A 26,486-nucleotide genomic window follows, 5' to 3' on the forward strand; every position below is an offset into this window, starting at 1 on the left:
GGCCATGACAGCCATTTCCGAAACGCGCCCGACTCCCTGGTATTTCCTGCCCGCCACGCTGGTTGTTGCAGGCTGCCTCATTGCCATCGTGAATTTCGGCGTGAGGTCCAGCTTCGGGCTGTTCACGCAGCCGGTTTCCGAAGCCCACGGCTGGCCGCGTGAAATCTTCAGCTTCGCCATGGCCATGCAGAACCTGCTGTGGGGCATCGCGACGCCCATCGCCGGTGCGCTGGCCGACAAATATGGCGCGGCGCGGGTGCTGATCGGCGGCGCGATCCTCTACGCGCTCGGCACGATTCTGATGGCCTTCAGCGAAACCGGGTTGATGTTCAATCTGGCGGGCGGCATATTGGTTGGAACGGGCATTGCACTTTCATCCTTCGGCATCGTCATGGCAGCGCTCGGCCGCATCGTGCCGCCGGAAAAGCGAAGCTGGGCCTTTGGCATCGCCACCGCTTCGGGTTCGCTCGGGCAATTCATCTTCGCACCTTTGGGTGCAGCCCTCATCACCGCCTATGGCTGGCATCAGGCGCTGGTCATCCTGGGCGTTTGCAGCCTGCTGATCATTCCCTTTGCGCTGCCGTTCTTCGTGCAGAACAAGACGGCGGGTGCAAGGCCTGTGGATGAAGCCGACATCACCATGCGCGAGGCGATCTCCCGCGCCTTTGGCCACCGCTCCTATCTCCTGCTGGTGGCGGGCTTCTTCGTCTGCGGGTTTCAGCTCGCTTTCATCACCGTGCATCTGCCACCCTATCTGGGGCAGTTCGGCATCCCCAAGGAAACGGCGGGCTTCGCCATGGGCGCCATTGGCCTGTTCAATGTGTTTGGGTCTTACGCCGCCGGCATGATCGGCGGAAAATACCGCAAGCGCGTGCCGCTGAGCGTGATCTATATTCTCCGCTCGCTCGCCATCGCCGTCTTCGTGGTGATGCCGGTCACGACAGCCTCGACCTTCGCCTTCACGGCCAGCATGGGCCTGCTGTGGCTTTCCACCGTGCCGCTCACCATGGGGCTGGTGACGGTGATGTTCGGCACCCGTTACATGGCAACTCTTTATGGCTTCGTGTTCCTGAGCCACCAGATCGGCTCGTCCCTCGGCGTCTGGCTGGGCGGCAGGCTTTATGACCAGTTCGGCACCTATGCGCCGGTGTGGTGGATGAGCGTGGCACTGGGCGTCTTCGCGGCGCTCATCAACCTGCCGATCCGCGAACAGCGCGCGCCCGCCTTCGCCACCGCGTGAGCGGCATGAAATGGCCAGGCCACCGGCTGGCGCTCACGCTGTTCTTCAGTGTGCTGGCCATGTGGATCGCCGTGATGGCCCTGCTGATGCGCGAAGGTGCGCTGCCGCCTGACGCATCGGGCACGCTGATTGCCGTGTTCGAGCCGGGCACGCCATCCGAATCGGCATTCGCCCGCATTACCCAGGCACAGGGACGCCCGATTCGCCCTACTGCCTTCCCCTTTATCTGGGTGGTGGCAGGCGACGAGCCGGGCCTCGCGGGCCGCCTCAAGGCGCAAGGGGCCATCGGCTCCTACCGCGACCTGCCCATCAGCCCGACGATTGCCGGATGTTTCGCCCTGGCGGACGCCAAGGTGTCGAATTATCTGGCACCTTAGCAGCACTCTTTAAGGACAAGTGCTAGAGCGCTGAAATTCCACGTTAATTTATCTTTCATCTTCTTGACGCGATCATCAGGGCGTTCTCAAATTCTGGTTGCCGCTCATGGCAAGGAGGAACGTATGATCGACCGGGATTTTTCGAGTCAGTTGCGTGGCCTGGATCTCACGACGGCCGAGATCATGTATCACATGCCGGATTTCCACCGCATCCTGCAGACCTTCATCTGGCAGGACTATGATCTGGCGCCGAAATTCCCCAAGCTCATCAAGTTTCTCGATTTCTGGTCGCATAATCTGGAGGGCACGCTCGCCTCAGTACGCGTCGCCCATTCCGGTATCCTGAGGCCGGTGGAACTCCGCCATGTCGGGCAGGAATGGAGCCTGCACTGAGCCATACGGCAAATTCATTTTGCAATGGCGGGCTTACCTCTTAGTCTGCCAGACGTAATGGGGGAGTTTCTTCATGCGGTTTACAAAACTTGCTTCTGCAATCCTGATTTCAACAGGCCTGATCGCGCCTGATATTGCCTTCGCTGCGAGTTCCACCCAGACACAAGCCACCACCGTCACCACGGTGGAATCGGTGGGTTTCCAATGCCCGCCCGGCAAGAAATGCGGGCCTGCAAAACCCGGCAAACCCCCGATGGGCAAGCCCGGCAAGCCGCCCAAAAAGCCGAAGCCGCCGCCGCATGGCAAACCGGGAAAGCCCGGCAAGCCGCCGCATGGCCACAAGCCGCCACCGGGGCACAAGCCGCCACCGGGGCACAAGCCGCCACCGGGGCATAAGCCACCGGGGCATAAACCTCCGCCGGGGCACAAGCCGCCTCACCATCACAGGCCGCCCCACTGGCACTGGCGTCCGGTGATCTATATTCCCTTCTACCGCCCATGGGTGCACCAGCCCTATTACGGCGGCTACTATTCCGGCATCCAGCTCGGCCTCATCATCGCCGTGCCGTACAACCGCGTGCCGCCCGCACCGGCGGGTGACCTCTGCTGGTACTGGGCGAGTTCGCACAAGACCCGCGGATACTGGGATTATTGCTACTGACGTTTCGGCTCCGCCCCTCCCGGGGCGGAGCGACATACCATCCAAAACAAAAGGCCCGCTGCTTTCGCAGCGGGCCTTTCCGATTCCAGTGGCTCGCGGATTAACGCGAGTAGTATTCCACCACGAAGTGCGGTTCCATCTGCACAGGATAGGGAACGTCGGTCAGCGCCGGGATGCGCACCAGCTTGGCGGTCATCGCGGTGTGGTTCACTTCGATATAATCCGGCGTGTCGCGCTCGGCGAGCTGCGTGGCTTCCAGCACCACGGCCAGTTCCTTGGCCTTGGCCGTCAGCTCGATCGCGTCGCCCACCTTGATGCGCATGGAAGGGATGGTCACCCGGCGGCCGTTCACCTTCACATGGCCGTGGCTCACAAACTGGCGGGCCGCAAACATGGTGGGAACGAACTTGGCGCGATAGACAATCGCGTCGAGGCGGCGCTCCAGCAGGCCGATCAGATGTTCGGACGAGTCGCCCGTAAGACGGGTGGCTTCCTCATACACCTTGCGGAACTGGCGCTCCGAGATATTGGCGTAATAGCCCTTCAGCTTCTGCTTCGCCTTGAGCTGGATGCCGAAGTCCGACATCTTGCCCTTACGGCGCTGGCCGTGCTGGCCGGGGCCATATTCACGCTTGTTGACGGGGCTCTTGGGGCGGCCCCAGATGTTTTCGCCCATACGGCGGTCGATCTTGTATTTCGCGGTCGCGCGCTTTGTCATTTACGGTCTCCAAAGACATGATGAGAACCCACCCTCCTGGACACCGGTTTCCCGGCCGACAGGGCCATCAAAGGCCCACGGGCAAGCAAACACGGGCCGCCATGGGCAGCCCGCGAATGGGGGCCGTATAGAGGACGATCCGGCCCCTGTCAAACCGGCAGATCGATGAATTCCGGGGCCGGAAAACCCATCGCCGCATAGGCCGACAGCGACTCGGCGGCGCTGCCGCGGTTCGACGTCAGGATCACCGTGCCATGCGGCGGGACGGAATGGGCGGCATCCCGGAGCGGCGTTTCATCCAGCACATCGGCCACCCGCCGGGCAATCGCCGGAGCCGGATCGATATAGGAAACGGGCCACGGCTGCACCTTCTGCATATCCTCGATCAGCAGCGGGTAATGCGTGCAACCCAGCACCACCACATCGGTGCGCTTGCCATCCCGGCGGCGGAACACCGGGCCGATTTCCTCTTTCAGCTCGTCCGGATCAACAGCTCTGCCCTTGAGTTTCAGTTCGGCGATCTCCGCCAGCCGCTTCGCGCCATGCAGGAACACCTTGCAATGATAGGCATAGGTGTGGATCAGCGAATGCGTATATTCGCGCGACACCGTTCCGGGCGTGGCGAGCACACCGATGATGCCCGATTTCGTCTGCGCCGCCGCCGGCTTGATGGCAGGCACCGTGCCCACGAACGGCAGATGATAGGCCTCGCGCAATTGCGCCAGCGCAATAGTGGACGCGGTATTGCAGGCGATCACAACGAGATGCGGCTCGGTGCGGGCGATCAGTTCGCCGATCACCATGACGATGCGCTTCGTGAGTGCGTCTTCCTTCCACGCACCATAGGGAAATCCTGCATTGTCGGCGGAATAGGTGAGATGCGCACCCGGCAATTGCTGCCGCACGGCGCGCGCCACGGTGAGCCCGCCCATGCCGGAATCAAACAGCAGGATGCGTGGCGTGGTCATTCCTTGAGCTTCCGCTTCTCATGCGCGCGGGTGAGCGAGGCCACCATGCCGCGCAGCGAGCGCACCTCCTGCTCCGTCAATCCGGCGCGCGAATAGATGTTGCGGATGTTTCGCATCATGCCGGGCTTCTTGTCCTCGGTCTTGAAGAATCCCGCCTCGTCAAGCTCGCGTTCGAGATGGCCGAAGAAACCATAGAGTTCTTCCTTGGTGGCGAGCCGCGTGTCGGGCGTCTGAAGGCCCGGCCCCTCGAGTGCCGCAAGTTCGGGCGTCTGCTGGCCCAGCGTCTCGGCCTGGTCCTTGTACCACTCATAGCCCATCAGCAGCACGGCCTGGGCGATGTTGATGGAAGCAAAGGCGGGATTGACGGGCGCGGTCACGATCACATCAGCCAATGAAACTTCGTCATTGTTGAGGCCCCAGCGTTCACGGCCGAAAAGAATCGCCACCCGCTCGCCGCGCCCCACGCGGGCCCGCATGTCATCGCCTGCCTGCTCTGGCGTGATGACTTCCTTGATCATGCCGCGCGGCCTTGCGGTGGTGGCATAGACGAAGTTCACGTCCTTCAGCGCATCTTCAAGCGTCCCGTGCACAGATGCCTTTTCGATGATCCAGTGCGCACCGGAGGATGAGGTGAGCGCCTTTTCGTTGGGCCAGCCGTCGCGCGGCTCCACCAGCCGCAATTCATGGATGCCGAAATTCGCCATCGCCCGCGCCGCCGTGCCGATATTCTCGCCAAGCTGCGGGTTGACCAGAATGGCGATGGGCGCTGCGCCCAGCACCTGATTGCGCGTCTTGTCGGTTCCTGCCATGCGCCCTGCGATAGCGGGAAGCAGGGAAAACCGGAAGGGGTGGCTTTATCCGTCTTTCCGCCCGTCCAGACGTCTGGCCGTGCGAAGCTGCGGAAACCAGCGCGACCAGAGATACGCCACCGCCATGGTGCCGATGCCGCCCACCACCACGGCGGGCACGGCCCCCAGCCAGGCCGCCACCATGCCGGCGCGGAATTCGCCCAGCTCATTCGATGCGCCGATGAACACGCGGTTCACCGCATTGACGCGGCCGCGCACATCATCGGGCGTCCAGAGCTGCATCAGCGTCTCGCGCACATAGACGCTCACCATGTCGCAGGCGCCCATCATCGCCAGCGCCGCCACGGACAATGGCAGCCATGTGGAAAGGCCGAACACCACGCTGAAAAATCCGAAGCCCGCCACGAAGCCAAACAGGATGATGCCGGCGTGATCGCGGATCGGAAACTTTGACAGCCACAGCGCCATGGCAATGGCGCCCACGCCGGGCGCTGAGCGAAGAAACCCAAGGGCCGAAGGCCCGGCATGCAGGATGTCGCGCGCATAGACGGGCATCAGCGCCACGGCGCCCCCCAGCAGCACCGCGAAGAGATCAAGCGAGATGGCCCCCAGCACGATCTTCTCGCGCCGGATGAAGCCGAATCCGGCCAGCATGGTTTGCAGATTTGTCTCTTCATCGCGGCTGGGCTGCGGCACCTTGCCGATCAGCAGCACGAACAGCACGGAAACCGCGATCAATATGGCGGCAACCGAATATGCGATGGCGCCGCCGAGGCCATAGAGCAGCCCACCCACCACCGGCCCCACGATGCTGCCGATCTGCCAGCTCATCGAGTTCAGCGAAATGCCATGCGCAATGGCTTCCTTGGGCAGGAGGTTTGGCGCCAGCGCATCGGCGGCGGGATTATAGAAGGCCCGCGCCAGGCCGAGGCAGGCGAGAATCACGAACACCGGCCACACATGCTCGGGTTTCGAGAGGGTGAACACCAGAAGCCCCGCCGCGCAGGCCGCTTCCAGCAGCAGGCAGATGCCCATGATGAAGCGGCGGTTGAACTTGTCGGCCACCAGCCCCGTCACCAGTACCAGCAGCAGGGGCGGCAGGAATTGCACCAGCCCCACGAATCCCAGATAGGCCGGATCGCGGGTGAGATCGTAAATCTCCCACCCCACCGAGACGGACATGATCTGCACCGCGAAAGACGTGGCCCAGGTCGTGAGCCAGTAAAACACGAAGGTGCGGTGATGGAGGGCGTTGGCGGAGCCTTTGGGCGCAGTCAATGCGGACATGGCGCGGAGCCGTGCCATGCCCGCAGGCGATTGTCAAAGCCGCCCTTGGCCTTTACCAGAGGCGCGCACAGACATTTGCCGTGAAAGCTCCATGATACAGTCTCCCTCAAACATCATTGCCGCCACTACGCCCTATCTCGCGGCGGGCCGCCGCATGCGCCGCACGCCCTTCACCTCGCGCGTCGAGGCGCTGGGGTGCCGCGTCTTCTCGGTCTACAATCACATGCTGCTGCCCGAAGTGTTCCGGGGCGATGAGGCGGATTATCATCACCTCAAGACCCATGTGCAGGTCTGGGATGTCGGCTGCGAACGGCAGGTGGAACTGATAGGACGGGACGCCGCGCGCCTCGCCCAGCTGATGACCTGCCGCGACATTTCAAAATGCCGGACCGGCCAGTGCCTCTATGTGCCGCTGGTGGATGAGAAGGGCGGCATGATCAACGATCCCATCCTTATCAGGTTGGCGGAGGACCGCTTCTGGCTGTCGATCGCCGACAGCGATGTGCTGCTGTGGGCCAAGGGCCTGGCTGCGGGAATGAAGCTCGATGTCACCTGCGCCGAGCCGGATGTGTGGCCGCTCGCCGTGCAAGGCCCGAAGGCCGAAGACCTATGCGCAAAGGTTCTGGGCGAAGAGGTGCGCGCCATCACGTTCTTCCATTTCGCTGAAATCGAATGGCGCGGCCACCGCTTCATCGTGGCCCGCTCGGGCTGGAGCAAGCAGGGCGGCTTCGAGATTTACGTGAATGACTGGCATCTGGGCGGCGCGCTGTGGGATGAACTGATGCGGCAGGGCCAAGCCTTCAACGTGGGGCCGGGCGCGCCGCACAACACCGAGCGGATTGAAGGCGGCCTCCTCTCCTATGGCAATGATTTCACCAACGCCAACAATCCCTTCGAGATCGGCCTTGAGAAATATGTGCATCTCGACAGGCCCATCGAATTTCTCGGCCGCGCCGCGCTGGAAAGGATCAACGCGAAGGGCATCGCGCGCCGCATGATGGGACTGTTCATCGACGCAAAGGCCCTGCCCGCCTGCGACAGCCCGTGGCCGGTGTGGGCCGGTTCCACGAAAGCGGGCGAACTCACCTCCTGCTCCATCTCGCCGATGTTCGGCAAGGGCATCGGCTACGCGATGCTGGAGCGTGGGGTTTGGGAAGAAGGAACGAAGCTCACGCTCGAAACACCCGATGGCGCGCGCCATGCGGCAACCGTGACGCCACTGCCCTTCTGGCGGCCGTAACGCTACGCCGCGAAGTGCCGGTCCACCACCCGCTGCAGCATCGGCATGTAGTGGCGGAAGGGCGGCGTCTGCATGTCCGGATCTTTTCCCTCATCATCCCAGATGCGCACTTCAACAGCCTCGCGGTAGAGGGGGTTTCTCGAACTCCGCCACTTCCGCCTTCGACATCGGCCCGCCCTGCAGCGACAGTGTGTGCTTTGATGCCTCGGAAAGCCTGCCGTAATAGGCGGGATCGGTGGCGCAGAGATAACGCTTGGCCGGCACATGCAGGCGCACGCATTCGGTGATGACAGCGGGGAAAAACGGCTCCAGCACCTTGGCGCCGGACTCCTCGTGATAATTGTCGCGCGTGTCGCCCAGCGACAGCGTGCCGAATTCGCTGGTGTAATGGCCGATGTCGTGCAGCAGCGCCGCTGCCACGAGGTCTTCCGGAGCCTTTGCTTTTTCGGCCAGAACCGCGCCCTGCAGCATGTGCTGCGCCATTGTCACCGCTTCGCCCAGATAGGATTCAGCGCCGCGCCGCTCGAAAATATCGGCGATGAAGGCCACGATATTGGTCTTGTCGAGTTCAGGTTTCACTGGCGATGGCCCTCTTCTTCCTCAATTGCCGCGAGCGTTGAATAAAGCCCGTCCTTGTCGGCGTAGCACCCTTGCAGCCAGCGCTTGCCGGTGCCCGAAAAGCTTTTGCGCGCATGCATGACGCGCGTGTTGTCGACGATGAACAGTTCGCCGGGCTTGAGCTTGAACGTCACTTCCATGGACGGGTCTTCGATCAGTTCGGCGAAGCGCCGGTAGGCCGCATAATAGGCCTCCATGTCATCATAGTGAATGTCGGTAAAGGCGGCGGCGGAGCGGTTGTTGAAGCGCACGGCGATCAGTTCGCCATCCGGCCCCAGTTCGATCATCGGCCGCTTCGACCTGAGCCTGATGCCTTTCGATCCCGCATATTCAAAACGCGCCGGGTTGCCGCCGAGCAGCCTGAAGCCTTCCGGGTTCTCGGCCCTGAGGCGTTCGGCGATCTTGAAGGCATCGACGACGATCGAATCTCCTCCGTCCACGGAGTTTTCGAGACAGGCGAGGATTTGCAGCGTCGGCACCGGATCGCGGTAGGGATTGTCGGTGTGGGCCTGAAGGCCGAGGTTTGTGTAGGCGAGATTGTTGGGGTTCACCTCGGCCCGCACCTCGAACCAGCGGCCATAATTGGTTTCGCGCACATAGCCGAACAGTTCCGCTACCTTGCACAGTGTGCCGCTGTCGGTCGGCGTGCCGGTCATGACCGCGAAGCCATAGCGGCGCACGGCGGCCAGCCAGCGGCCCAGCGCCTGCCGGCTGGTGGTCACGTCTTTCCAGTCTTCGGACGGCACCTGCGATTGCAATCCCGAATCCCAGCGGATGATGTCAGGCCCCGTCCAGCCCGCATCGTGCCGGGCCTTGCCATCATAGGCGTGCGCCGCGAGCCAGCGGGCATCGTAGGTGACGTCCTTGCCCTCGGGCTCAAACCGGACCTGCACCGTGCCATTGGCGGCACTCACGGAGGCAATGCGCGTGTCGCCGGGAATATCCAGAATGGTGATCAGCCGCTGGCCATTGCCGGGGCTGCGGGTGGCGGCATCGCAGGCATTGTCGCGCAGCCATAGGGCGTGGAAACGGTGGCGCTTGCCGTCGAGCGACAGCTCAACGGCCCGGCCGCCGTCAAGAAGTTTGGGAGCGAGATCGAGCATCGGAGAATCCTCAAATTTGGATGTTGCACCATCTCCCCTCGCAAGACATGATGCAAATCATCAATTTTCGATGTGAGACACCGCTTTTCTTATGACTGATCATCTCCCCTGGCTTCCATGGCTGCGCAGCTTCGAGGCGGCGGCGCGGCGGCTGAACTTCACGCTGGCGGGCGAGGAGTTGGGCCTCACACAAGCGGCCATCAGCCAGCAAGTGAAGGCGCTGGAGCAGGCGCTGGGGAAAAGCCTGTTCCGGCGCGGGCGGCGCGGCGTGGAGCTGACGTCCGAAGGCGCTGCCTATCTGCCGCATGTGCAGGCCGCCTTCGCCAGCCTGTCGCAGACCACGGGTGAACTGTTCGGCGGCACGGCGGGCACCGAGATCAGCCTCATCACCCCAGCGTCCTTCGGTGCCTTGTGGCTGGCACCCCGTCTGCCGGCCTTCACCACGGCGCTCCCCGGCGTGGCGCTGGCCATCTCCACCATGACAGCGCCAGGGGATTATGCGGCGGCCTCCGCCGATCTCGAAATCCGTTTCGGCGCGGGGCAATGGCCGGGGCTGCAAACCCATCGCCTCACCACCGAATACATGACGCCGCTGTGTGCGCCCTCGCTCGACGCCGCGAACTGGAGCGAATTGCCGCTTCTCACGGTTCGCGGGGCGCGCGAGATGTGGCACGACTGGTTCCGCATGGCAGGCATGACGGTGAGGCTCCGCCGCTTTCACAGCTTCGACACCTTCGCCGTGGCGCTGGAAGCGGCCAAGGCGGGCGCGGGTGTTCTCCTGGGCTCGCGGCCCCTTGTCGATGCAGCAATCCGCAAAGGCGAATTGCTGCGCCTTTCCAGCCTCGACCTGCCGAGCCCCAATGGTCATTTTTTAGGCTACCGCGCCGGTGAGGCGTTGAGCCCCGCCGCCCGCGCCGCCGTTGACTGGCTGCTGCGCGAAGCCGCGCAAACGGCGGATCATCCAGCAGTCTGAAATTGCCGCTCGCGCCACCGGCTGCTATAGCCGCTGCCGGAATTATCAGAGCACAACGGAAGGCTTTTCACATGGCGAAGATCAAGGTCGCGAATCCGGTGGTCGAACTCGATGGCGACGAGATGACCCGCATCATCTGGCACCTCATCAAGACCAAGCTGATCCACCCCTATCTCGACGTTGATCTCCACTACTACGACCTCTCCGTCGAATACCGCGACAAGACCGACGACCAGGTGACGGTGGATGCCGCCAACGCCATCAAGAAATATGGCGTCGGCGTCAAATGCGCCACCATCACGCCCGACGAGGCGCGCGTAAAGGAATTCAACCTCAAGCAGATGTGGAAGAGCCCCAACGGCACCATCCGCAACATTCTGGGCGGCGTGATCTTCCGTGAACCGATCATCTGCCGCAACGTGCCGCGCCTTGTGCCGGGCTGGACGCAGCCCATCATCATCGGCCGCCATGCCTTCGGCGACCAGTACCGCGCTACCGACTTCACCTTCCCCTCTAAGGGCACGCTCACCATCAAGTTCGTGGGCGATGACGGTAAGGTGATCGAGAAGGAAGTGTTCAAGGCGCCGGGTGCGGGCGTCGCCATGGCGATGTACAACCTCGACGAGTCGATCAAGGAATTCGCGCGCGCCTCGCTCAACTACGGCCTGTCGCGCAAATACCCCGTCTATCTCTCCACCAAGAACACCATCCTCAAGGCCTATGACGGCCGCTTCAAGGATATCTTTCAGGCGATTTACGATGCCGAGTTCAAGCCGCAGTTCGAGAAGGCGGGCATCACCTATGAGCACCGCCTGATCGACGACATGGTGGCCTCCGCCATGAAGTGGACGGGCGGCTATGTCTGGGCCTGCAAGAACTATGATGGCGACGTGCAATCCGATCTCGTGGCGCAGGGCTATGGCTCGCTGGGCCTGATGACCTCGGTGCTGATGACACCCGACGGCAAGACGGTGGAAGCGGAAGCGGCGCATGGCACCGTGACCCGCCACTACCGCCTGCACCAGCAGGGCAAGCAAACCTCCACCAACTCCGCTGCCTCGATTTTCGCATGGACGGGCGGCCTCAGGCACCGCGCCAAGCTGGATGAAAATGCAGCCCTGGCCCGCTTCGCCGATACGCTGGAAAAGGTCGTCGTCTCCACCATCGAAGGCGGCCAGATGACCAAGGACTTGGCCGTGCTCGTAGGCCCCGACCAGACATGGCTTTCTACCGAAGGTTTCCTCGATGCTGTGGACGCCAATTTGCAGAAAGCCATGGCGTGAGGTTGTGGCGGCGGACGGCATCCTCGTCTTCGCGCTGGCCTATGCGATCGCGGTGATCTCGCCGGGCCCCGGCCTTGCCTCCTATGTGGGGCAGGTTCTGGGCCACGGGCTCAAAGCCGCGCCCGCCCAGGTGCTGGGTATCTATGCCGGGGACATGCTGTGGTACACGCTGGCGGCGACGGGCCTCGCCGCCCTCGCCCACACCTTCGGCACCGTGTTCATGGTGGTGAAATGGCTGGGCGTCGCCTATCTGCTTTATCTCGCGGTGAAGATGTGGCGGGCAAAGCCTGTGTCCTTCGACGCCACCGCGGACAGAAAGAAGCTGTCGCACCTGCAGCTTTTCACGGCCAGCGTGCTGGTGACGCTGTCCAACCCCAAGGCCATCGTCTTCTATCTCGCCGTTCTCCCCGCCATCATCGATTTCAGCAGGCTCACGCTGAATGGCTATCTCACTGGCGCTGTGATCGTTCTGGTCATCTTGTCCAGCATCTTCGGGCTGGTCGGCATCGCCGCGCACAAGGCGCGCGGGTTCTTTCGCAACCCCCGCGCCATGCAGACGCTCAACCGCGTCTCGGGCACCGCCATCGCAGGCGCGGCGTTGGTAATTGCGGCGCGAAGCTGACAGCTTTTGGCGCGGGAACAGTTCAGTTAGAGTGCCGTTGTTCGGCCAGAGGAGTGAGAGCGTGACAGGAGCAAGCGGCGGGTGCCAATGCGGTGCGGTGCGCTATCACATCGAAGGCCCGCTGGGCCACGCCGGGATTTGCCATTGCCGCATGTGCCAGAAGGCATTCGGCAGTTTTGGTGCGGCGCTGGTGAGCGCACCCGTGGAGCACTTCACCTGGACGCGCGGAAGGCCATCCGAATTCCGCTCCTCGCCCATCGTGGCGCGCGGCTTCTGCGCCGCCTGCGGCACGCCGCTTTACATGCGCGATGACGGCGATCCCAACATTGAACTCGCCATCGGCACGCTGGATGATCCCAACGCGGCCCCTCCGCAAACGCAGGTCGGCGTGGAAAGCAAGCTCGCCTGGTTTGACGGCATGCCGCATCTGCCGAAACAGACCACGAACGAGAACAACCCGCTCGCCGCCGAGGGCCGATATCCCACGCGCCAGCATCCCGATCACGATACGGAACATTGGCCATGACCAGGACACCGCGCGCCACCGGCGGCTGCCAGTGCGGCGCCGTCAGATATGCCGTGTACGGAGCATTCGACAATCCGCACATCTGCCATTGCCGCATGTGCCAGAAGGCGTTCGGCAATTATTTCGCGGCCCTGGTGGGCGTGACGCGCTCGGACCTCGAGTGGACAAAGGGCAAGCCTTCCTTCTTCCGCTCGTCATCCATCGTCGAGCGCGGCTTCTGCCCCACATGCGGCACGCCGCTGACCTTTGCCTATGACACCAAGGACAAGATCGGCCTTTCCATCGGCTCGCTCGATCACCCGGAGGCGGTAACTCCGGAGCAGCAGTACGGCCTCGAATCCGCCCTTCCCGCCTTCGCGCATCTGCATGAATTGCCGGGATCGCGCACCGAGGACGACATTCCCGCCGATGTCCGCCAGAAGCTCAAGAGCCTCCAGCACCCGGATCACGATTGAGCGGTCGTCTAGCGGCGATGAGCGTCTGGAATTGAAATGGACAGGCTGCAACAGCCTTCCCCGCCCGGCTGCCAGGTCTTGATATCAACTTTGTATCCCACGCCTTCCAGCGTGCCATAATCCGCGCAAGCGGCCATGCTGCAGAACAGGGCGACCTCCTGATCGGAAAGCCCCGCCTCTATCCACGCCGATTTGAGCGGGCATGTCATGAACTGGACATTCAATCCCTCTTCCGAACACGATTCGACATCAGGGGTGAACATGGCGCCGCCATCCGGCGCATAGGCAAAGCTTTGACACAGCCCTGCGAAGTCCGAGGGCAAATGGGTTCCCAAATCTCCGCTGAGCGTGCGGCCCCAATTATAAACTGCCTCGCGCGTGACTTGGACTGCGACTTCATGGCCAAACCGCCGCTCCATGGCGCGGAAAAATTCCACATAGACAAGCGCCCGCGCCTTGTTGGCGTCATTCAGCGCCCGCCACATCGCATGTCCGTCCGGCTTTTTCATGTGTGCCTCCTGCGGGAGGCCGCAAGACTATCGAGCCGCGATGCCATGCGCCAGAGCGGCGCGGCGGGCACGGATTTCATCGTGCATGTCCAGCACGGCCTGAGACGCGGTGGTCTCGCACACGGCGGGCACGAAGCCATGAGCGAACGCGGCGAACGCAGCGCGGAACAGCCTCGCCGAAAACGTCAGCGCAAAGGCCATGTGCTCGAAATAGCTCTCGCCCACCGCCGCGGGGTGATCGTGGAAAATCTGCTTGAAGCTGGCCATGGCGTTTTCCCCTTTTGATAATTCGCGCAGAATGCCACGAATGCGGCGAAACAGGCTCCCAAATCTCCCTTGCTTCCTAATCAGAATTGAGAAAATATCCCATAAAAATCGGAAATATGGCTATGGATGACCGTGACAACGCGATTCTGCGGGAGCTTCAGCGGGATGCCAGCCTCTCTATCGAGGATCTGGCGTCGCGGGTGAACCTGTCGCGCAATGCCTGCTGGCGGCGGGTGAAGCAACTGGAAGACACGGGCGTAATCCGCGCCCGCGTGGCGCTGCTCGATCCGGCAAAGCTCAACCTTGGCCTCACGGCCTTCATCGCCATCCGCACCTCGGCCCACGACCAGACATGGCTCGACCGTTTCAGCGCGGCGGTAAAGGACATTCCCGAAATCACCGGCGTCTACCGGACAACGGGTGAAACCGATTACATGCTGCAGGCCGTGGTGCCGGACATGCAGGGCTATGACCGCCTCTACAAGCGCCTGATCGCCAAGGTGCCGCTCACCGATGTCTCCTCCTTCTTCGTCATGGAGAAGGTGAAGGAGACCACCGAACTGCCATTGGGCTATGCAGCGTGATCAAGGCACTATTCATCTGTTCACAGAATAAATTGCGAAGCCCAACGGCTGAACAGGTGTTTTCCGCGTGGCCGGATGTCGAGACGGACTCTGCAGGTCTCAATGCCGACGCGATCTCTCCGCTTTCACCTGAGCAACTGGACTGGGCCGACGTGGTGTTCGTGATGGAGAAGGCTCACCGCAGCCGGCTAGGGCGGAATTTCCGCCGCCACCTCAACGGCAAACGCATCGTATGCCTCGATATTCCCGATGACTACGGCTTCATGCAGCCGGAGTTGGTGCGGCTGCTGGAAGCGAAAGCCGGTCCGTTTCTGCGCAGCCGTTAGGCCGAAAGCTTCGCCTTGATCGCCGCAATCGCCTCATCCGCCTTTGCGGCATCGGGGCCGCCGGCTTGCGCCATGTCGGGGCGGCCGCCGCCGCCCTTGCCGCCCAGCACCGCCGTGCCCGCGCGAACGAGATCAACCGCGTTGAACCGCGATGTGAGATCGGACGTGACGCCAACAATCAGGCCGGCGCGGCCCTCATCATTGACGCCGATCAGCGCGATGACGCCCGAGCCGAGCTTTGCCTTGCCGTCATCGATCAGGCCCTTGAGGTCACTGGGGGCGATGCCCTTCAGCACCCGCGCCATGAACTTGATGCCGTTCACCTCGCTGATGCCGTCATCGCCCGATGACGATCCGCCGCCCAGCGCCAGCTGCTTCTTGGCTTCCGCCAGTTCGCGCTCGAGCTTGCGGCGCTCGTCCATCAGCGCCTCGACGCGGGTGACGATTTCGGATGGCGAAGACTTGAGCGCCGCCGCCACGGCCTGCACGCGCTTGTCCTGCTCTTCGAGATAGGCGCGCGCCGCGGGGCCGGCCAGCGCCTCGATGCGGCGGACGCCGGCAGCCGAGCCTGCCTCGGAGACGACCTTGATCAGGCCGATGTCGCCGGTGCGGCCCACATGCGTGCCGCCGCACAGCTCCAGCGAATAGATGGGCTTGCCGGCGCCATGCACATTCCGCCCCATGGAAACGACGCGCACCTCGTCGCCATATTTTTCGCCGAACAGCGCCATGGCGCCTTCGGCAATCGCCGCATCAACCGACATCAGGCGCGTCGTCACCGGATCGTTCTGCAGCACGATCTCGTTGGACATCTGCTCCACCTGCGAAAGCTCATCATCGCTCAGCGGCTTGTTGTGCGAGAAATCGAAGCGCAGCCGGTTCGGCTCCACCAGCGAGCCCTTTTGCGCCACATGGCTTCCCAGCGTGATGCGCAGTGCCTCATGCAGGAGATGGGTGGCGGAATGATGCTGGCGGTTGCCGCCGCGCCGCGCGCGATCCACGATGAGTTCGGCGGCAGCACCCGGCTTGAGCGTGCCCTCTTCCACGACGCCCAGGTGCAGGAACAGGTCGCCCACCCGCTTCTGCGTATCGGTGACGCGGAAGAGCGCGCCATCCGCCGTGCGGATGACGCCGTGATCGCCGGTCTGGCCGCCCGATTCGGCGTAGAATGGCGTCTGGTTCAGGATCACCGTGCCCTGCTGGCCTTTCGTCAGTGTGCTGACGTCTTTTCCATCCGCCACGATGGCGCGGATCACGCCTTCCGCCGTCTCGGTGTCATAGCCCAGGAACTCCGTCGCCCCCAGCCGCTCGCGGAGATCGAACCAGATGGCGTCGGTCTTGGCCTCGCCAGAGCCTTTCCAGGCTTTCCGCGCATCTGCGCGCTGGGCCTCCATGGCGGTTTCGAATTTCTCCGTGTCGACCTTGATGCCGCGCGGGCGGAGCGCATCCTGCGTGAGATCGAGCGGGAAGCCATAGGTATCATAAAGTTTGAAGGCGGTTTCGCCGGAGAAGGTATCTCCCTGCGTGAGGCTCGCCGATTCGTCATCAAGAATGCGCAAGCCCCGCTCCAGCGTCTTGCGGAAGCGGGTTTCCTCCAGAAGCATCGTATCGGTGATGAGGCCCTGCGCGCGGATCAGTTCCGGATAGGCAGCGCCCATTTCGCGGACGAGCGCGGGCACCAGCTTCCACATCAGCGGCTCGCGCATACCGAGCAGTTCGGCATGGCGCATGGCGCGGCGCATGATGCGGCGGAGCACATAGCCGCGGCCTTCGTTCGATGGCAGCACGCCATCGGCGATGAGGAAGGACGAGGCGCGGAGATGATCGGCGATAACGCGGTTCGACGCCTTGGCCTTGCCTTCGGCGGGAACGCCCGTCTGCTCGACGATGGCTGAGATCAACGCCCGGAAGAGATCGATGTCGTAATTGTCGTGCTTGCCCTGCAGCACGGCGGCGATGCGCTCAAGCCCCATGCCTGTATCGATCGACGGGCGCGGCAGGCTGATGCGCTCCTCTTTCGACACCTGCTCGAACTGCATGAACACGAGGTTCCAGATTTCGATGAAGCGGTCGCCATCGGCGTCCGCCGAGCCGGGGGGGCCGCCGGCAATCTTGTCGCCATGGTCGAAAAAGATTTCCGAACAGGGCCCGCAAGGGCCTGTATCGCCCATGGCCCAGAAATTGTCCGAGGTCGGAATGCGGATGATGCGGCTGTCGGGGAGGCCTGCGATCTTCTTCCACAGCCCATGCGCTTCATCGTCTTCGGAGAAGACGGTGACGGTCAGCTTGTCCTTCGGAAGCCCGTATTCCTTCGTCACCAGCTCCCACGCCCATTCGATGGCGTTGGGCTTGAAATAATCGCCGAAGGAAAAATTGCCGAGCATCTCGAAGAAGGTGTGATGGCGGGCGGTATAGCCGACATTGTCGAGGTCATTGTGCTTGCCGCCGGCGCGCACGCATTTCTGCGCCGTGGTGGCGCGCGTGTAGGGCCGCTTCTCGGCGCCTGTGAACACGTTCTTGAACTGCACCATGCCGGAGTTGGTGAACATCAGCGTCGGATCGTTGCGCGGAACGAGCGGCGAGGAGGCGACGATCTCATGGCCCTGGCGGCGGAAGAAATCGAGGAAGGTGGAGCGGATTTGCGCAAGCCCGGTCATGTCGTGTCCGAAGGAAAGGGGTGGAATGGCGGACGGCCCTTTTATGGGCCTCTCCCGCCCCTGTCCAGAATTCTTGAGGGGTGCGCAACCCTCGAAACGGGACAACGCCCTCCGGGGGTACGGAGGGCGTCTCGCTTACCGGTGTGTGGGGCCACACCTGCGATACCGGGGCTCCTGGGGTGGGAGCGCCGGAATGGGATCAGGGAGCAGCGGCGCTTTATTCGCCGTCGCCATCATCCTTGTCGCCCGCATCGCCCTTGGTGAGGGCCGAGGCAATGAGCCCGGCATTGCCGCGGATTTGCGCTTCGATCAAGGCCGCAACATCGGGGTTCTGGCGGAGGAAGGTCTTGGCGTTCTCGCGCCCCTGCCCGATCCGGTCGCCGTTGTAGGAATACCAGGAGCCGGACTTGTCGACGACACCGGCTGTCACGCCAAGGTCGATCAGCTCGCCGACCTTGGAAATGCCCTCGCCATACATGATGTCGAATTCCACCTGCTTGAAGGGCGGCGCCACCTTGTTCTTGACGACCTTCACGCGGGTCTGGTTGCCCACCACCTCGTCGCGCTCCTTGATCGAGCCGATGCGGCGGATGTCGAGGCGCACGGAGGCATAGAATTTCAGCGCATTGCCGCCCGTCGTGGTTTCGGGCGAGCCGAACATCACGCCGATCTTCATGCGGATCTGGTTGATGAAGATCACCATGCAGTTCGACTTGGAGATCGAACCGGTGAGCTTGCGCAGCGCCTGGCTCATCAGCCGCGCCTGAAGGCCGGGAAGCTGGTCGCCCATCTCGCCTTCAAGTTCGGCGCGCGGCGTGAGTGCGGCCACCGAATCGATGACCAGGATTTCGACAGCGCCCGAGCGCACCAGCGTGTCGGCGATTTCCAGCGCCTGCTCGCCCGTATCGGGCTGGGACACCAGAAGATCGTCAATGTTGACGCCGAGTTTGCGGGCATAGACCGGGTCCATGGCATGCTCGGCATCGACGAAGGCGCACACGCCGCCGCGCTTCTGGGCCTCGGCGATGGTCTGCAGCGCCAGCGTGGTCTTGCCGGAGGATTCCGGCCCGTAAATCTCGATGACCCGGCCCTTGGGCAGGCCGCCGATCCCCAGCGCGATATCGAGCCCGAGGGAACCTGTTGAAATCGAACTCGATCTCCAGAGCCTTGCTGGTTCCGAGCTTCATGATTGAACCTTTGCCGAACGCCCGTTCGATCTGGCTCAAAGCGGCGTCGAGCGCCTTGTTCTTGTCCATGGAAGAGTTCTCGATGACCCGAAGATTCGCCTGCCCCATTGCCAACTCCTTATTCCATATGGGTCCACCCGACGCAAATGCACGTGCTGTTGCGTTGGTGTTTTCAATATGTTCTATTTTTGTTTCCGACGCAAGAGGGAGAACGCAAAAAGAACTGAAATGGAACGAGAGGTCTCAGTCCGGCGTATTTTCCTTAATATAAGTCCATAAGGCCCTCATGTTCCCGAAGTAGGCGGCGATGCCGGGGATAATCTGGCGCCACCCATATTGCCCGAGTATCCGCCGCATCGCGTAGCGTTGCACGCCCATCACAAATCCTTGGGTTGCCGATTTGGCAAGGGCAGCCTTGGCCTGCTCACAATCCGGTTTTTTGATAAGTTCCTTGTAGAGATAATAGGAGCATATCCCAACACCGTCTTCACTTCCCTTGCGCGCCCAGTCGATTGCCTCCGGGGTGCGGCCCATTTTATGTAAACACCCGACAATGCCGCGATAGCCGTAAGGGCTCTGGGCCGAGGCAGAGACAGAGTAATATTGGATGGCCCGCTCCCGGTCATAACCGGAAAACTCTTCCCTGCTGAACGCGAACCCGAGATTATTGGCCACATAAGTGCGGGCATCTCCATCAGGCAAACGGTTGAAAAGCGGGACGAGCTTTTCCACAGCGGGCGCGAATTCGCCTTTCCCCATCATATCGCGCGCGGATTTAAGTTCTGCCTCATCTTCCGCCGAGAGACCCAACTCGTGAATCATGCCTTGCTCTCTTGATACATCAACGCCCCTTCCACCCCTGCCGCCACGGCCAGCAGCGCCCTGTCCCGCCCGGACGGGGCCATGAGGGAAAGGCCCACGGGCGGTTCACCCGGCCTGGTCATCGGGATCGAAATCGCGCAACTGTCGAGGAAATTGCCGACCGCCGTGTTCCGGAGCGCCACGGCATTGAGGCGGCCATAGTCGCGGTCCTCGGCAAGGGCGGAGATGGCGGGCGGCAGGTTGGGCGTTGTCGGAAGGAGGAGCGCGTCGAAGCCTTCCATGCGCCGCGCAAACAGGGCAATCAGTTCCCGACGCCGGGCGATGGTGGCGAGAAGATCCGCTGCCAGCAGATTTGCCCCAGCGTCCAGCCGGGAACGCACCCGGGGATCATAGGCATCCGCCTGCTGCGCCAGCCGGGCGCGATGCACGGCATAGGCTTCCACCGCCACGATGCTGGCCTTGCCGTTCAGCGATGGGAGTTCATGCAATTCCGGAAATGCCACGTCGGCCAATTGCACACCCGCAGAGCCGAGCTTCGCCAGCGCCGCATCGAATGCCTCGGCAACCGGCGCTTCAAGCCCGTCCAGAACGAAATCGCGGAGAACGCCCAACCGCAGCGTTCCCGCTTCGCGCGGCGTGAAGGGTGCGATCCCCTCGCCCGCCATGATGCCATCGGCCAGAGCGCAGCAGGCCACCGAATGGCCAAGCGGCCCGGCGGAATCGAGGCTTGGCGCCAGTGGAAACACGCCTGTAGAAGGCATGCGCCCCCAGCTCGGCTTGAAGCCCACGATCCCGCAATAGGCCGCCGGGATGCGGCACGAGCCGCCGGTATCGGACCCGATGCCCAGTGCGCACATGCCATCCGCCACCGAGACGCCAGCGCCCGCCGATGATCCGCCGGGAATATGCCCCACCCTGCGGTCCCACGGCGATCTGGGCGTGCCGTAATGCGGGTTGAGGCCGACGCCGGAATAGGCGAACTCCGTCATGTTGGTGCGGCCGATGACGATGAAGCCTTGCGCTTTCAGCCGCGCGATCACCGTGGCATCGGCGGTGGCGGGCAATTCGCCTTTCAGCACCATCGAACCTGCGGTTGTCACTTGTCCGGTCAGATCGAACAGGTCCTTCACCGAGATTGGAATGCCGGCGAAGCGCGATAGGGCGCGGCCCGCCTTGCGCAGGCCATCGATATAATCCGCCGCGGCCAGTGCCCCTGCAGGGTCCAAGGAGATGAAAGCCCGCGCGCCTTCGCCGCCGGGATCGGCAATGGCGGCGAGCGAGGCTTCCACCAGCCCGCGCGCGGCTGCCCGGCCAGAGTCCAGATCATCCGCCAATTCACGCAATTTCAGCCGCGCCATGCAAAGCCTTCCCGAAAAATCACACCAGCAGGTCATCCGCCAGCATGGCCTTGGTGGCATGCAGGACAGTGAGCGTTTCTCCGCCGGAAAACGTGAATATCACATTGCCATCCGTTTCAACCGCAAGCGCCAGCGCATCCTGAACGCTCCTGATGCCGAGATTGCGCGACAGCCGGATGGAATTTACATCGTCTTCAAAATCGGTAACGGTGTCCTGGCCGCCGGATTTGACGAAGACGAACGTGTCTTCTCCCGCGTCTCCGGTCAGGCGGTCATTTCCGGTCCCGCCCCGCAGCACATCGCGTCCCGTCCCGCCATAGAGCGTATCAGCGCCTGGCCCGCCGATCAGCGTATCATCCTGCGAGCCGCCGTTCAGCATGTCGTTGCCGCCGCCGCCCAGAAGCTGGTCATTGCAGGCGCCGCCATACATCCTGTCATTGCCCGCGCCGCCATCCATGAGATCCGCGCCATCGCCCGCATTCACATTGGGCGACAGGCGGAACATCTCGCCATCAAGGCCGATGGCATAGAGATTGCCGTGGCCGTCTTCTGCAAAGGATGAGATGCCATCCACAGTGCCACCGGAAATCACCAGTTGCGCGGTGCGGTTTGCCTGGTCGACGGCGACGCCGTTGACGACGCGAAAGCTCCAGAGCTGGTTGGAAAGATAGTCGGCATAAAAATAAACGCCGTGCATTCCCGCCGACTGGCCGCGGTACACATATCCGCCGGTGATGGCATAGCCGCCATCAGGCGCGCCCGTGTGATCATAGGCGAAGATCGGATCGGTCAGGGGCGGCGTGGTGGCGGGCGGATTGCCCGGCACCGTATCGTCGTAAACGTCGAAACCTTCCTTCACCTTCCAGCCATAGTTCTCCCCGCCATGGCTCAGATGCGATTGATAGTTCACCTCTTCATGGGCGCCCTGCCCCACGTCGGCGATATAAAGGTCGCCGGTTACCCGGTCGAACGATGGCCGCCAGGCATTGCGCAGGCCCAGCGCCCAGATTTCATCAGCTCCCGCCACACCCACAAAGGGGTTGTCGTCAGGAATGGCATAGTTGCGCGACGGGTCATCGGGAAAGCCATCATGGCTCACGTCGATGCGCAGCATCTTGCCCAGCAGCACATCCATGTTCTGCGCATTGTTCGGCGGATCGCCGCCCGAACCGCCGTCGCCGGTGGAGATATAGAGATAGCCATCCGGCCCAAAGCCGATCCACCCGCCATTGTGATTGCTTTGTCCGGGATGGGGAATGGTGATGAGCACGGTGCCGCTCGCGGCATCCGCCGCATCCGCATCGCCGGATGAGCGCGAATAACTGCGCACCTCGATATTGCCATCGGCATTGGTGACGCAGACATAGAATTTGCCGTTCGCCGCATAGTCCGGGTCGAACGCCAGCCCAAGCAGGCCACGCTCGCTGTCTGTCGAGATCGATGAGGATATGTCCAGAAATGGCGTGGCCGTCAGCGTTCCGGTTCCCGGATCGAGAATGCGGATCGTCCCGCCCTTCTCCACCACGAACATGCGGTCGGAATCGCCGGGGGCGGATGTTGCAAACACCGGCGTGTTCAACTGATTGGTGACGAGCGTGGTGATGATGTCACCGCTGCCCGCCGTCCTGTCGCTGGCGGTGCAGCCGAACATCAGATCATTGCCCGCGCCGCCATTCAGCACATCGGCGCCTTCGCCGCCGAAGATGCGGTCGTTGCCGCCCGCCGCATTCACGGTGTCAGCGCCGCCCCGGGCGAAAAACCGGTCATCGCCGTCCGTGCCGTCCTGGGTGTTGGCGTTGCTGGTTCCGAGGAAATCCATGGCCGCGTCCCTCCATCTCAATCAGGCAAATGGCAGCATAGGGCAGTTTTCCACCGCCGGACAACGCCCGCTTCAGCGCTCCATCACGTCCTTTACCTTCTCGATAAGCTGTTTCAGCGAGAACGGCTTTGACAGGAAATCATAGTCGGTTTGGCCTTCGAGATCGCTCTCGAACTGGTCGCCGGGATAGCCCGAAACAAAGATGAGTTTCGTCGTGATGCCGCGTTTCCTCAGTTCACGGAGCAATGCCGGGCCGTCGAGCTCCGGCATGACCACATCGGAGAGGATCAGTTCAAAGCCCGTGTCGTCGGCCTCGATCACCTTGAGCGCGCTCTCGCCCGAGTCCGCTTCAACCACTGTATAGCCGCGCGAGGTGAGCGCGCGCACCGCGAAGGCCCGTACCGCGTCCTCATCCTCGACAACGAGAATGCGGCCATTTCCGGTGTGGCCCGCACGCGGCGGCGCCGCCGCGGGTTCAGGCACAGCCTCAACCGCGGAAACATCGGGATAGTGGCGCGGCAGGAAAATGCGGAACGTGGTGCCCTTGCCAACGGTGGAGTCGCAGAAGATGAATCCCCCGGTCTGTTTGACGATGCCATAGACGGTGGAGAGGCCCAATCCCGTTCCTTTTCCCACATCCTTTGTGGAGAAAAACGGTTCCCAGATTTTGTTGAGGATTTCCGGCGGAATGCCGGTGCCTGTATCCTCCACCTCGCAGGCCACATATTCGCCCGGCGGCATCAGGTCTGCCTTCACCGTGCGCGATTCTTCTTCGGAGACGTTGAACGTCCGCACCGTCAGCGTGCCGCCATTCGGCATCGCGTCGCGCGCGTTCACGGCGAGGTTGATGATCACCTGCTCGAACTGGTGAATATCAACCAGCACGAGGCCCAGATCGCGGCCATGGCTGATCTTCAGCGCCACCTTCTCGCCCAGCACGCGGCTGAGCAGGTTTTGCAGATCCGACATGGCTTCCGTCAGCGAATGGACCTTGGGCTGCAGCGTCTGGCGGCGCGAGAACGCCAGAAGCTGGCGCACCAGATTGGCCGCCCGGTTGGCGTTCTGCTTGATCGACATCACATCCGAGAAGGACGGGTCGGTGGGCCGCATCTTGGCCAGCAGAAGATCGGCAAAGCCGATGATGGGAGTGAGCACATTGTTGAAGTCATGCGCGATGCCGGAGGCGAGCTGGCCCACGGCCTGCATTTTCTGCGCCTGGGCAAGCTGCACCTCCAGCGCCTTGCTCTCGGTCTTGTCGGTGGCGAAGACGCTCAAGCCGTCATCGCCCGGCGCCAGCAGCATGAAGCTCAGCTGCACGGCGCGCTGCGGGTCTCCGGCCAGCGTCACTTCGGCGGAAGACAGCGCGCCCTCGGCGGCAAACGCCTGGGACTGGGCGCGATTGAGCACATCATGGTCAGCGGGAACGACCGCCGCGGAAAGTTTCGCACCGCGCCGGATGGCGGGCGAAAGCGCGAGGAACGCCGAGTTACCCTGCCTCACCGTGCCATCGGCTGCTACTTCGGCAATGCCAATCGGCGCGCCATTGAAGAACCGCATGAGCCGCAGGGAAGACACACTGTCTGTCGTGCCTGACTCGCCAGCCCCGCGCGGCACGGCCAGCGAACGCGAGGGCAGCGGCCGCCCGTTGCCGTCAAAATCCACGCGATGGATGATATGAACCGGCAAGGCCTTGCCCGCCTTGTCGCGCAGATCCATGTCGAAGGTTTCAGTCACCGTGCCTGCCGCAGGCTCCAGCCCGCACAGAAGCTTGGCCCCCGCCTCGCCCACCAGTTCGGCAAGCAGCAGGCCTCCGCTCTGCGATTGCGCGACATCGAGCCCAAGCCATCCCGCCAGCGTGGCATTGAGATAGTCGATCCGTCCATCCGGCAGGGTGGAGAAGAAGCCGGCGGGCGCCAAATCAAGATAGTTGATGATGAACTGAAGCCTTGCGAAGGCCTGTTCCTGCCGCGCCCGGTCGGCGCTGATATCCTGCAATTGCCACAGCCGGTAATTGGCGCTGCCTTCGAGCATCGCAGGCGCTGCCTTGATGCGCAGCCACACGGGCCTGTCGGCCCTGGCGCCGGGTGCTGAGGAACCTGCTGGCACGCGGATCTCGCGCTCCTCGCGCCGCCCGTCGGATACGGCCTGCGCCAGTTGATAAACCGGCCCTGCAAATTCCGAATAGCCGGCATAGAGCACATCCATGCCCACCAGCCGCCCTGCCCCGGCGTTGGAGGCAAGGGTGATATAGGGGCCATTGGCATAGACCGCCCGGCCTTTGGCATCCGTCACCACCAGAGGATCGCCGACTGCATCAGCAAACCCATCCAGAAACGCCCGGTGGCGCGACGGCGACCCAAATTGCAGGATGCCCGCGCCCAGCCCGAACAGCGCCAGCAGACCAATCAAAGACAGCACGCCGCCAATCAGCAGCAGCCACACAGGTGCGATGTCACGCCCGAGGTGGATGAGCCCCGCCACGGCGACCGCCAGCGCCAGCGCCATCAGCAACGAAAGCAATGGGCGGCCACGCCCTGCCGTGGCCCCCGGTGGCCGCGCCACCTCGCCCATACCTTCGTTCTTCGCCATCAATCCCACCCCGAATCAAGGCCAGTATAGGGCATTTGCCCCGGCGCGGAATCCGCCAGCGCCTGAAGCGGTTTGCATCGCGGCAATCTGTGCTAGGCTGCCCGGACCGCAACAGCCGGACGGGGAAAATGGAATATATCAACCAATATATGAACCTCATCATCACCGCACTGGTGGTGCTGGCGCTGTTGATCCTCGTGCTGATCGTCTGGCGTGCCTTCAGCAAGCGCGTGCGCGGCCGCCATGGCCAGCGCCTCGGCATCAGTGAATATCAGGAATTGGACCAGACCCGCCGACTGGTGCTCGTGCGGCGCGACGGCGTGGAGCATCTGCTGCTGATCGGTGGGCCCAATGACATGCTGGTGGAAAGCGGCATCGGCTCAGCGCCAGTGCAGAACTACGCGCCCGCCTCGGACCCTTCCGGCCCCATCCCCATGCGAACCGCGCCGCGCGCGCCGGTTTTTGCGGAACGGAAAGCTCCGCCGCCTCTGCGCACGGTTGAACCGCCGCCGCCCATCACACCGCGGCGTGACCCGGACCAGCCATAAAAAGAGGCCCGGCTTCCGCCGGGCTTTTTATTACGTGTTGGAAGGATCGATCACCTGGCGGCGCTCCGCCATGAAGCGCTCGAACTCGTCCTGATCCTTGGCGCGGCGTAATTTGTCCACGAAATCGCGGAACATGCGCTGTTCCTCATCAAGGCGGCGGCGCTCCTCGTCGAGCTTGCGGAGCGCCTCGCGCTTGTAATCGTCAAAGGCTGCATTGCCGGTGCCGAAGCCACCGCCGAAATTCCCCGCACGCCACGACGAGGCAGATGATTTCCAGCCCTCGAACTGCTGTTTCTTGAACTGGATGGCATTCCATGGGGCGTTGCCTTCTGAGGAACCCTTCCACATTTCGCCGTTCTTCCACTTCACGAACAGGGCCAAAAGACCGATCGGCCAAAACACTACGAAACCGCCGACCATTGCGCCGATTTCCCATGCCGACCATGGATTGCGCGACAGGCGCCCACAGCCGCGGCGCGATGCGCCAGAGTTGATGCCGTCTTCAAAGGTACCCGTTGCCGATTCGGCCATGGTGCCTGTCCTCCTG

At 62.8% G+C, this 26,486-nt stretch carries 27 protein-coding genes and 1 pseudogene; 13 read left to right on the forward strand and 15 right to left on the reverse strand.

Annotation, left to right across the window (positions count from 1 at the left end; translation table 11 throughout):
- Nucleotides 1-4: 4 nt before the first annotated feature.
- The 4 genes from QM694_RS05140 (at nucleotide 5) to QM694_RS05155 (ending at nucleotide 2,671) form a co-directional block, all read left to right on the forward strand.
- Complete coding sequence (locus QM694_RS05140; protein ID WP_415005878.1) at nucleotides 5-1,240, forward strand: MFS transporter; 1,236 nt, start codon at nucleotides 5-7, stop codon at nucleotides 1,238-1,240.
- Nucleotides 1,241-1,245: 5 nt separating this feature from the next.
- On the forward strand, nucleotides 1,246-1,617 hold the full coding sequence (locus QM694_RS05145; RefSeq protein ID WP_415005879.1) for a hypothetical protein: 372 nt from the start codon (nucleotides 1,246-1,248) through the stop codon (nucleotides 1,615-1,617).
- Between the two features lie 123 nt (nucleotides 1,618-1,740).
- Nucleotides 1,741-2,010: an usg protein gene (locus QM694_RS05150; protein ID WP_415005880.1), complete on the forward strand. Its 270-nt coding sequence runs from the start codon at nucleotides 1,741-1,743 to the stop codon at nucleotides 2,008-2,010.
- Between the two features lie 73 nt (nucleotides 2,011-2,083).
- Entirely contained in the window at nucleotides 2,084-2,671 is a 588-nt protein-coding gene (locus QM694_RS05155) for a hypothetical protein (RefSeq protein WP_415005881.1), read from the forward strand.
- A 100-nt stretch (nucleotides 2,672-2,771) separates the two neighbouring features.
- On the opposite strand, the gene rpsD is transcribed toward QM694_RS05155, so the two are convergent.
- The 4 genes from rpsD to QM694_RS05175 all read right to left on the reverse strand — a co-directional run bounded on the left by rpsD (nucleotide 2,772) and on the right by QM694_RS05175 (nucleotide 6,453).
- Entirely contained in the window at nucleotides 2,772-3,389 is a 618-nt protein-coding gene (rpsD, locus tag QM694_RS05160; RefSeq protein ID WP_415005882.1) for a 30S ribosomal protein S4, read from the reverse strand.
- 149 nt (nucleotides 3,390-3,538) lie between these two features.
- Nucleotides 3,539-4,357, reverse strand: coding sequence for a glutamate racemase (gene murI, locus QM694_RS05165; RefSeq protein WP_415005883.1), 819 nt, complete (start codon nucleotides 4,355-4,357; stop codon nucleotides 3,539-3,541).
- Nucleotides 4,354-5,166, reverse strand: coding sequence for an RNA methyltransferase (locus QM694_RS05170; protein WP_415005884.1), 813 nt, complete (start codon nucleotides 5,164-5,166; stop codon nucleotides 4,354-4,356). Before QM694_RS05170 ends, murI begins: the two co-directional genes overlap by 4 nt.
- Nucleotides 5,167-5,211: 45 nt before the next feature.
- Nucleotides 5,212-6,453: an MFS transporter gene (locus QM694_RS05175; RefSeq protein ID WP_415005885.1), complete on the reverse strand. Its 1,242-nt coding sequence runs from the start codon at nucleotides 6,451-6,453 to the stop codon at nucleotides 5,212-5,214.
- Between the two features lie 91 nt (nucleotides 6,454-6,544).
- On the opposite strand from QM694_RS05175, the gene QM694_RS05180 reads away from it, so the two are divergent.
- Nucleotides 6,545-7,693 carry a dimethylsulfoniopropionate demethylase gene (locus QM694_RS05180; RefSeq protein ID WP_415005886.1) on the forward strand — a complete coding sequence of 383 codons (1,149 nt, stop codon included), beginning with the start codon at nucleotides 6,545-6,547 and terminating at the stop codon, nucleotides 7,691-7,693.
- A 111-nt stretch (nucleotides 7,694-7,804) separates the two neighbouring features.
- On the opposite strand, the gene QM694_RS05185 is transcribed toward QM694_RS05180, so the two are convergent.
- Both QM694_RS05185 and QM694_RS05190 read right to left on the reverse strand, forming a co-directional pair.
- Nucleotides 7,805-8,272 (reverse strand): HD domain-containing protein, encoded by a 468-nt coding sequence (locus QM694_RS05185; protein WP_415005887.1) that lies wholly within the window; start codon nucleotides 8,270-8,272, stop codon nucleotides 7,805-7,807.
- Nucleotides 8,269-9,414, reverse strand: a complete 1,146-nt coding sequence (locus tag QM694_RS05190; protein ID WP_415005888.1) for a gamma-butyrobetaine dioxygenase — start codon at nucleotides 9,412-9,414, stop codon at nucleotides 8,269-8,271. The genes QM694_RS05185 and QM694_RS05190 overlap by 4 nt, the downstream gene beginning before the upstream one ends.
- Before the next feature lie 91 nt (nucleotides 9,415-9,505).
- Here QM694_RS05190 and QM694_RS05195 point away from each other — a divergent pair, with 91 nt between their 5' ends.
- The 5 genes from QM694_RS05195 (at nucleotide 9,506) to QM694_RS05215 (ending at nucleotide 13,273) form a co-directional block, all read left to right on the forward strand.
- Nucleotides 9,506-10,387 carry a LysR substrate-binding domain-containing protein gene (locus QM694_RS05195; protein WP_415005889.1) on the forward strand — a complete coding sequence of 294 codons (882 nt, stop codon included), beginning with the start codon at nucleotides 9,506-9,508 and terminating at the stop codon, nucleotides 10,385-10,387.
- A 71-nt stretch (nucleotides 10,388-10,458) separates the two neighbouring features.
- Entirely contained in the window at nucleotides 10,459-11,670 is a 1,212-nt protein-coding gene (locus QM694_RS05200; protein WP_415005890.1) for an NADP-dependent isocitrate dehydrogenase, read from the forward strand.
- Entirely contained in the window at nucleotides 11,633-12,292 is a 660-nt protein-coding gene (locus QM694_RS05205) for a LysE family translocator (protein ID WP_415005891.1), read from the forward strand. Before QM694_RS05200 ends, QM694_RS05205 begins: the two co-directional genes overlap by 38 nt.
- Nucleotides 12,293-12,353: 61 nt before the next feature.
- Nucleotides 12,354-12,818, forward strand: coding sequence for a GFA family protein (locus tag QM694_RS05210; protein WP_415005892.1), 465 nt, complete (start codon nucleotides 12,354-12,356; stop codon nucleotides 12,816-12,818).
- Nucleotides 12,809-13,273: a GFA family protein gene (locus tag QM694_RS05215; RefSeq protein WP_415005893.1), complete on the forward strand. Its 465-nt coding sequence runs from the start codon at nucleotides 12,809-12,811 to the stop codon at nucleotides 13,271-13,273. The genes QM694_RS05210 and QM694_RS05215 overlap by 10 nt, the downstream gene beginning before the upstream one ends.
- Before the next feature lie 8 nt (nucleotides 13,274-13,281).
- On the opposite strand, the gene QM694_RS05220 is transcribed toward QM694_RS05215, so the two are convergent.
- The gene (locus QM694_RS05220) at nucleotides 13,282-13,782 is read right to left on the reverse strand and encodes an L-2-amino-thiazoline-4-carboxylic acid hydrolase (protein ID WP_415005894.1); all 501 of its coding nucleotides are present in this window, start codon (nucleotides 13,780-13,782) and stop codon (nucleotides 13,282-13,284) included.
- A gap of 27 nt (nucleotides 13,783-13,809) precedes the next feature.
- Nucleotides 13,810-14,049: a DUF6356 family protein gene (locus QM694_RS05225; protein WP_415005895.1), complete on the reverse strand. Its 240-nt coding sequence runs from the start codon at nucleotides 14,047-14,049 to the stop codon at nucleotides 13,810-13,812.
- Between the two features lie 122 nt (nucleotides 14,050-14,171).
- Here QM694_RS05225 and QM694_RS05230 point away from each other — a divergent pair, with 122 nt between their 5' ends.
- Both QM694_RS05230 and QM694_RS05235 read left to right on the forward strand, forming a co-directional pair.
- Nucleotides 14,172-14,633: an Lrp/AsnC family transcriptional regulator gene (locus tag QM694_RS05230; RefSeq protein WP_415005896.1), complete on the forward strand. Its 462-nt coding sequence runs from the start codon at nucleotides 14,172-14,174 to the stop codon at nucleotides 14,631-14,633.
- Nucleotides 14,630-14,959, forward strand: coding sequence for a low molecular weight protein tyrosine phosphatase family protein (locus tag QM694_RS05235; protein ID WP_415005897.1), 330 nt, complete (start codon nucleotides 14,630-14,632; stop codon nucleotides 14,957-14,959). Before QM694_RS05230 ends, QM694_RS05235 begins: the two co-directional genes overlap by 4 nt.
- Here the strand turns inward: QM694_RS05235 and alaS are convergent.
- The 6 genes and pseudogenes from alaS to QM694_RS05265 form a co-directional block, all read right to left on the reverse strand.
- On the reverse strand, nucleotides 14,956-17,616 hold the full coding sequence (gene alaS, locus QM694_RS05240) for an alanine--tRNA ligase (RefSeq protein WP_415005898.1): 2,661 nt from the start codon (nucleotides 17,614-17,616) through the stop codon (nucleotides 14,956-14,958). The genes QM694_RS05235 and alaS overlap by 4 nt on opposite strands.
- A 217-nt stretch (nucleotides 17,617-17,833) precedes the next feature.
- A pseudogene (gene recA, locus QM694_RS05245) lies at nucleotides 17,834-18,911 on the reverse strand (recombinase RecA).
- A 135-nt stretch (nucleotides 18,912-19,046) separates the two neighbouring features.
- Nucleotides 19,047-19,625, reverse strand: coding sequence for a hypothetical protein (locus tag QM694_RS05250; protein ID WP_415005899.1), 579 nt, complete (start codon nucleotides 19,623-19,625; stop codon nucleotides 19,047-19,049).
- Entirely contained in the window at nucleotides 19,622-20,983 is a 1,362-nt protein-coding gene (locus QM694_RS05255; RefSeq protein ID WP_415005900.1) for an amidase, read from the reverse strand. Before QM694_RS05255 ends, QM694_RS05250 begins: the two co-directional genes overlap by 4 nt.
- A gap of 19 nt (nucleotides 20,984-21,002) precedes the next feature.
- Nucleotides 21,003-22,802: a PQQ-dependent sugar dehydrogenase gene (locus QM694_RS05260; protein WP_415005901.1), complete on the reverse strand. Its 1,800-nt coding sequence runs from the start codon at nucleotides 22,800-22,802 to the stop codon at nucleotides 21,003-21,005.
- A gap of 72 nt (nucleotides 22,803-22,874) precedes the next feature.
- Nucleotides 22,875-25,391 (reverse strand): ATP-binding protein, encoded by a 2,517-nt coding sequence (locus tag QM694_RS05265; RefSeq protein ID WP_415005902.1) that lies wholly within the window; start codon nucleotides 25,389-25,391, stop codon nucleotides 22,875-22,877.
- Nucleotides 25,392-25,519: 128 nt separating this feature from the next.
- Here QM694_RS05265 and QM694_RS05270 point away from each other — a divergent pair, with 128 nt between their 5' ends.
- Entirely contained in the window at nucleotides 25,520-25,939 is a 420-nt protein-coding gene (locus QM694_RS05270) for a hypothetical protein (RefSeq protein WP_415005903.1), read from the forward strand.
- A 30-nt stretch (nucleotides 25,940-25,969) separates the two neighbouring features.
- On the opposite strand, the gene QM694_RS05275 is transcribed toward QM694_RS05270, so the two are convergent.
- Nucleotides 25,970-26,470 (reverse strand): DUF2852 domain-containing protein, encoded by a 501-nt coding sequence (locus QM694_RS05275; protein ID WP_415005904.1) that lies wholly within the window; start codon nucleotides 26,468-26,470, stop codon nucleotides 25,970-25,972.
- Between the last annotated feature and the right edge of the window lie 16 nt (nucleotides 26,471-26,486).

It is taken from the genome of Aestuariivirga sp. (assembly GCF_047602625.1).
Lineage (GTDB): Bacteria > Pseudomonadota > Alphaproteobacteria > Rhizobiales > Aestuariivirgaceae > Aestuariivirga.

Excerpts from the sequence above, each read along its gene's own strand:
- QM694_RS05155 (WP_415005881.1), top strand. The coding sequence starts at position 2,084 with ATGCGGTTTACAAAACTTGCTTCTGCAATCCTGATTTCAACAGGCCTG.
- QM694_RS05180 (WP_415005886.1), top strand. The coding sequence starts at position 6,545 with ATGATACAGTCTCCCTCAAACATCATTGCCGCCACTACGCCCTATCTC.
- QM694_RS05275 (WP_415005904.1), bottom strand. The coding sequence starts at position 26,470 with ATGGCCGAATCGGCAACGGGTACCTTTGAAGACGGCATCAACTCTGGC.
- QM694_RS05190 (WP_415005888.1), bottom strand. The coding sequence starts at position 9,414 with ATGCTCGATCTCGCTCCCAAACTTCTTGACGGCGGCCGGGCCGTTGAG.
- QM694_RS05225 (WP_415005895.1), bottom strand. The coding sequence starts at position 14,049 with ATGGCCAGCTTCAAGCAGATTTTCCACGATCACCCCGCGGCGGTGGGC.
- alaS (WP_415005898.1), bottom strand. The coding sequence starts at position 17,616 with ATGACCGGGCTTGCGCAAATCCGCTCCACCTTCCTCGATTTCTTCCGC.
- QM694_RS05150 (WP_415005880.1), top strand. The coding sequence starts at position 1,741 with ATGATCGACCGGGATTTTTCGAGTCAGTTGCGTGGCCTGGATCTCACG.
- QM694_RS05250 (WP_415005899.1), bottom strand. The coding sequence starts at position 19,625 with ATGATTCACGAGTTGGGTCTCTCGGCGGAAGATGAGGCAGAACTTAAA.
- QM694_RS05230 (WP_415005896.1), top strand. The coding sequence starts at position 14,172 with ATGGATGACCGTGACAACGCGATTCTGCGGGAGCTTCAGCGGGATGCC.
- QM694_RS05195 (WP_415005889.1), top strand. The coding sequence starts at position 9,506 with ATGACTGATCATCTCCCCTGGCTTCCATGGCTGCGCAGCTTCGAGGCG.
- QM694_RS05265 (WP_415005902.1), bottom strand. The coding sequence starts at position 25,391 with ATGGCGAAGAACGAAGGTATGGGCGAGGTGGCGCGGCCACCGGGGGCC.
- rpsD (WP_415005882.1), bottom strand. The coding sequence starts at position 3,389 with ATGACAAAGCGCGCGACCGCGAAATACAAGATCGACCGCCGTATGGGC.
- QM694_RS05220 (WP_415005894.1), bottom strand. The coding sequence starts at position 13,782 with ATGAAAAAGCCGGACGGACATGCGATGTGGCGGGCGCTGAATGACGCC.
- QM694_RS05205 (WP_415005891.1), top strand. The coding sequence starts at position 11,633 with ATGCTGTGGACGCCAATTTGCAGAAAGCCATGGCGTGAGGTTGTGGCG.
- QM694_RS05270 (WP_415005903.1), top strand. The coding sequence starts at position 25,520 with ATGGAATATATCAACCAATATATGAACCTCATCATCACCGCACTGGTG.
- QM694_RS05170 (WP_415005884.1), bottom strand. The coding sequence starts at position 5,166 with ATGGCAGGAACCGACAAGACGCGCAATCAGGTGCTGGGCGCAGCGCCC.
- QM694_RS05145 (WP_415005879.1), top strand. The coding sequence starts at position 1,246 with ATGAAATGGCCAGGCCACCGGCTGGCGCTCACGCTGTTCTTCAGTGTG.
- QM694_RS05175 (WP_415005885.1), bottom strand. The coding sequence starts at position 6,453 with ATGTCCGCATTGACTGCGCCCAAAGGCTCCGCCAACGCCCTCCATCAC.
- QM694_RS05200 (WP_415005890.1), top strand. The coding sequence starts at position 10,459 with ATGGCGAAGATCAAGGTCGCGAATCCGGTGGTCGAACTCGATGGCGAC.
- murI (WP_415005883.1), bottom strand. The coding sequence starts at position 4,357 with ATGACCACGCCACGCATCCTGCTGTTTGATTCCGGCATGGGCGGGCTC.
- QM694_RS05140 (WP_415005878.1), top strand. The coding sequence starts at position 5 with ATGACAGCCATTTCCGAAACGCGCCCGACTCCCTGGTATTTCCTGCCC.
- QM694_RS05260 (WP_415005901.1), bottom strand. The coding sequence starts at position 22,802 with ATGGATTTCCTCGGAACCAGCAACGCCAACACCCAGGACGGCACGGAC.
- QM694_RS05255 (WP_415005900.1), bottom strand. The coding sequence starts at position 20,983 with ATGGCGCGGCTGAAATTGCGTGAATTGGCGGATGATCTGGACTCTGGC.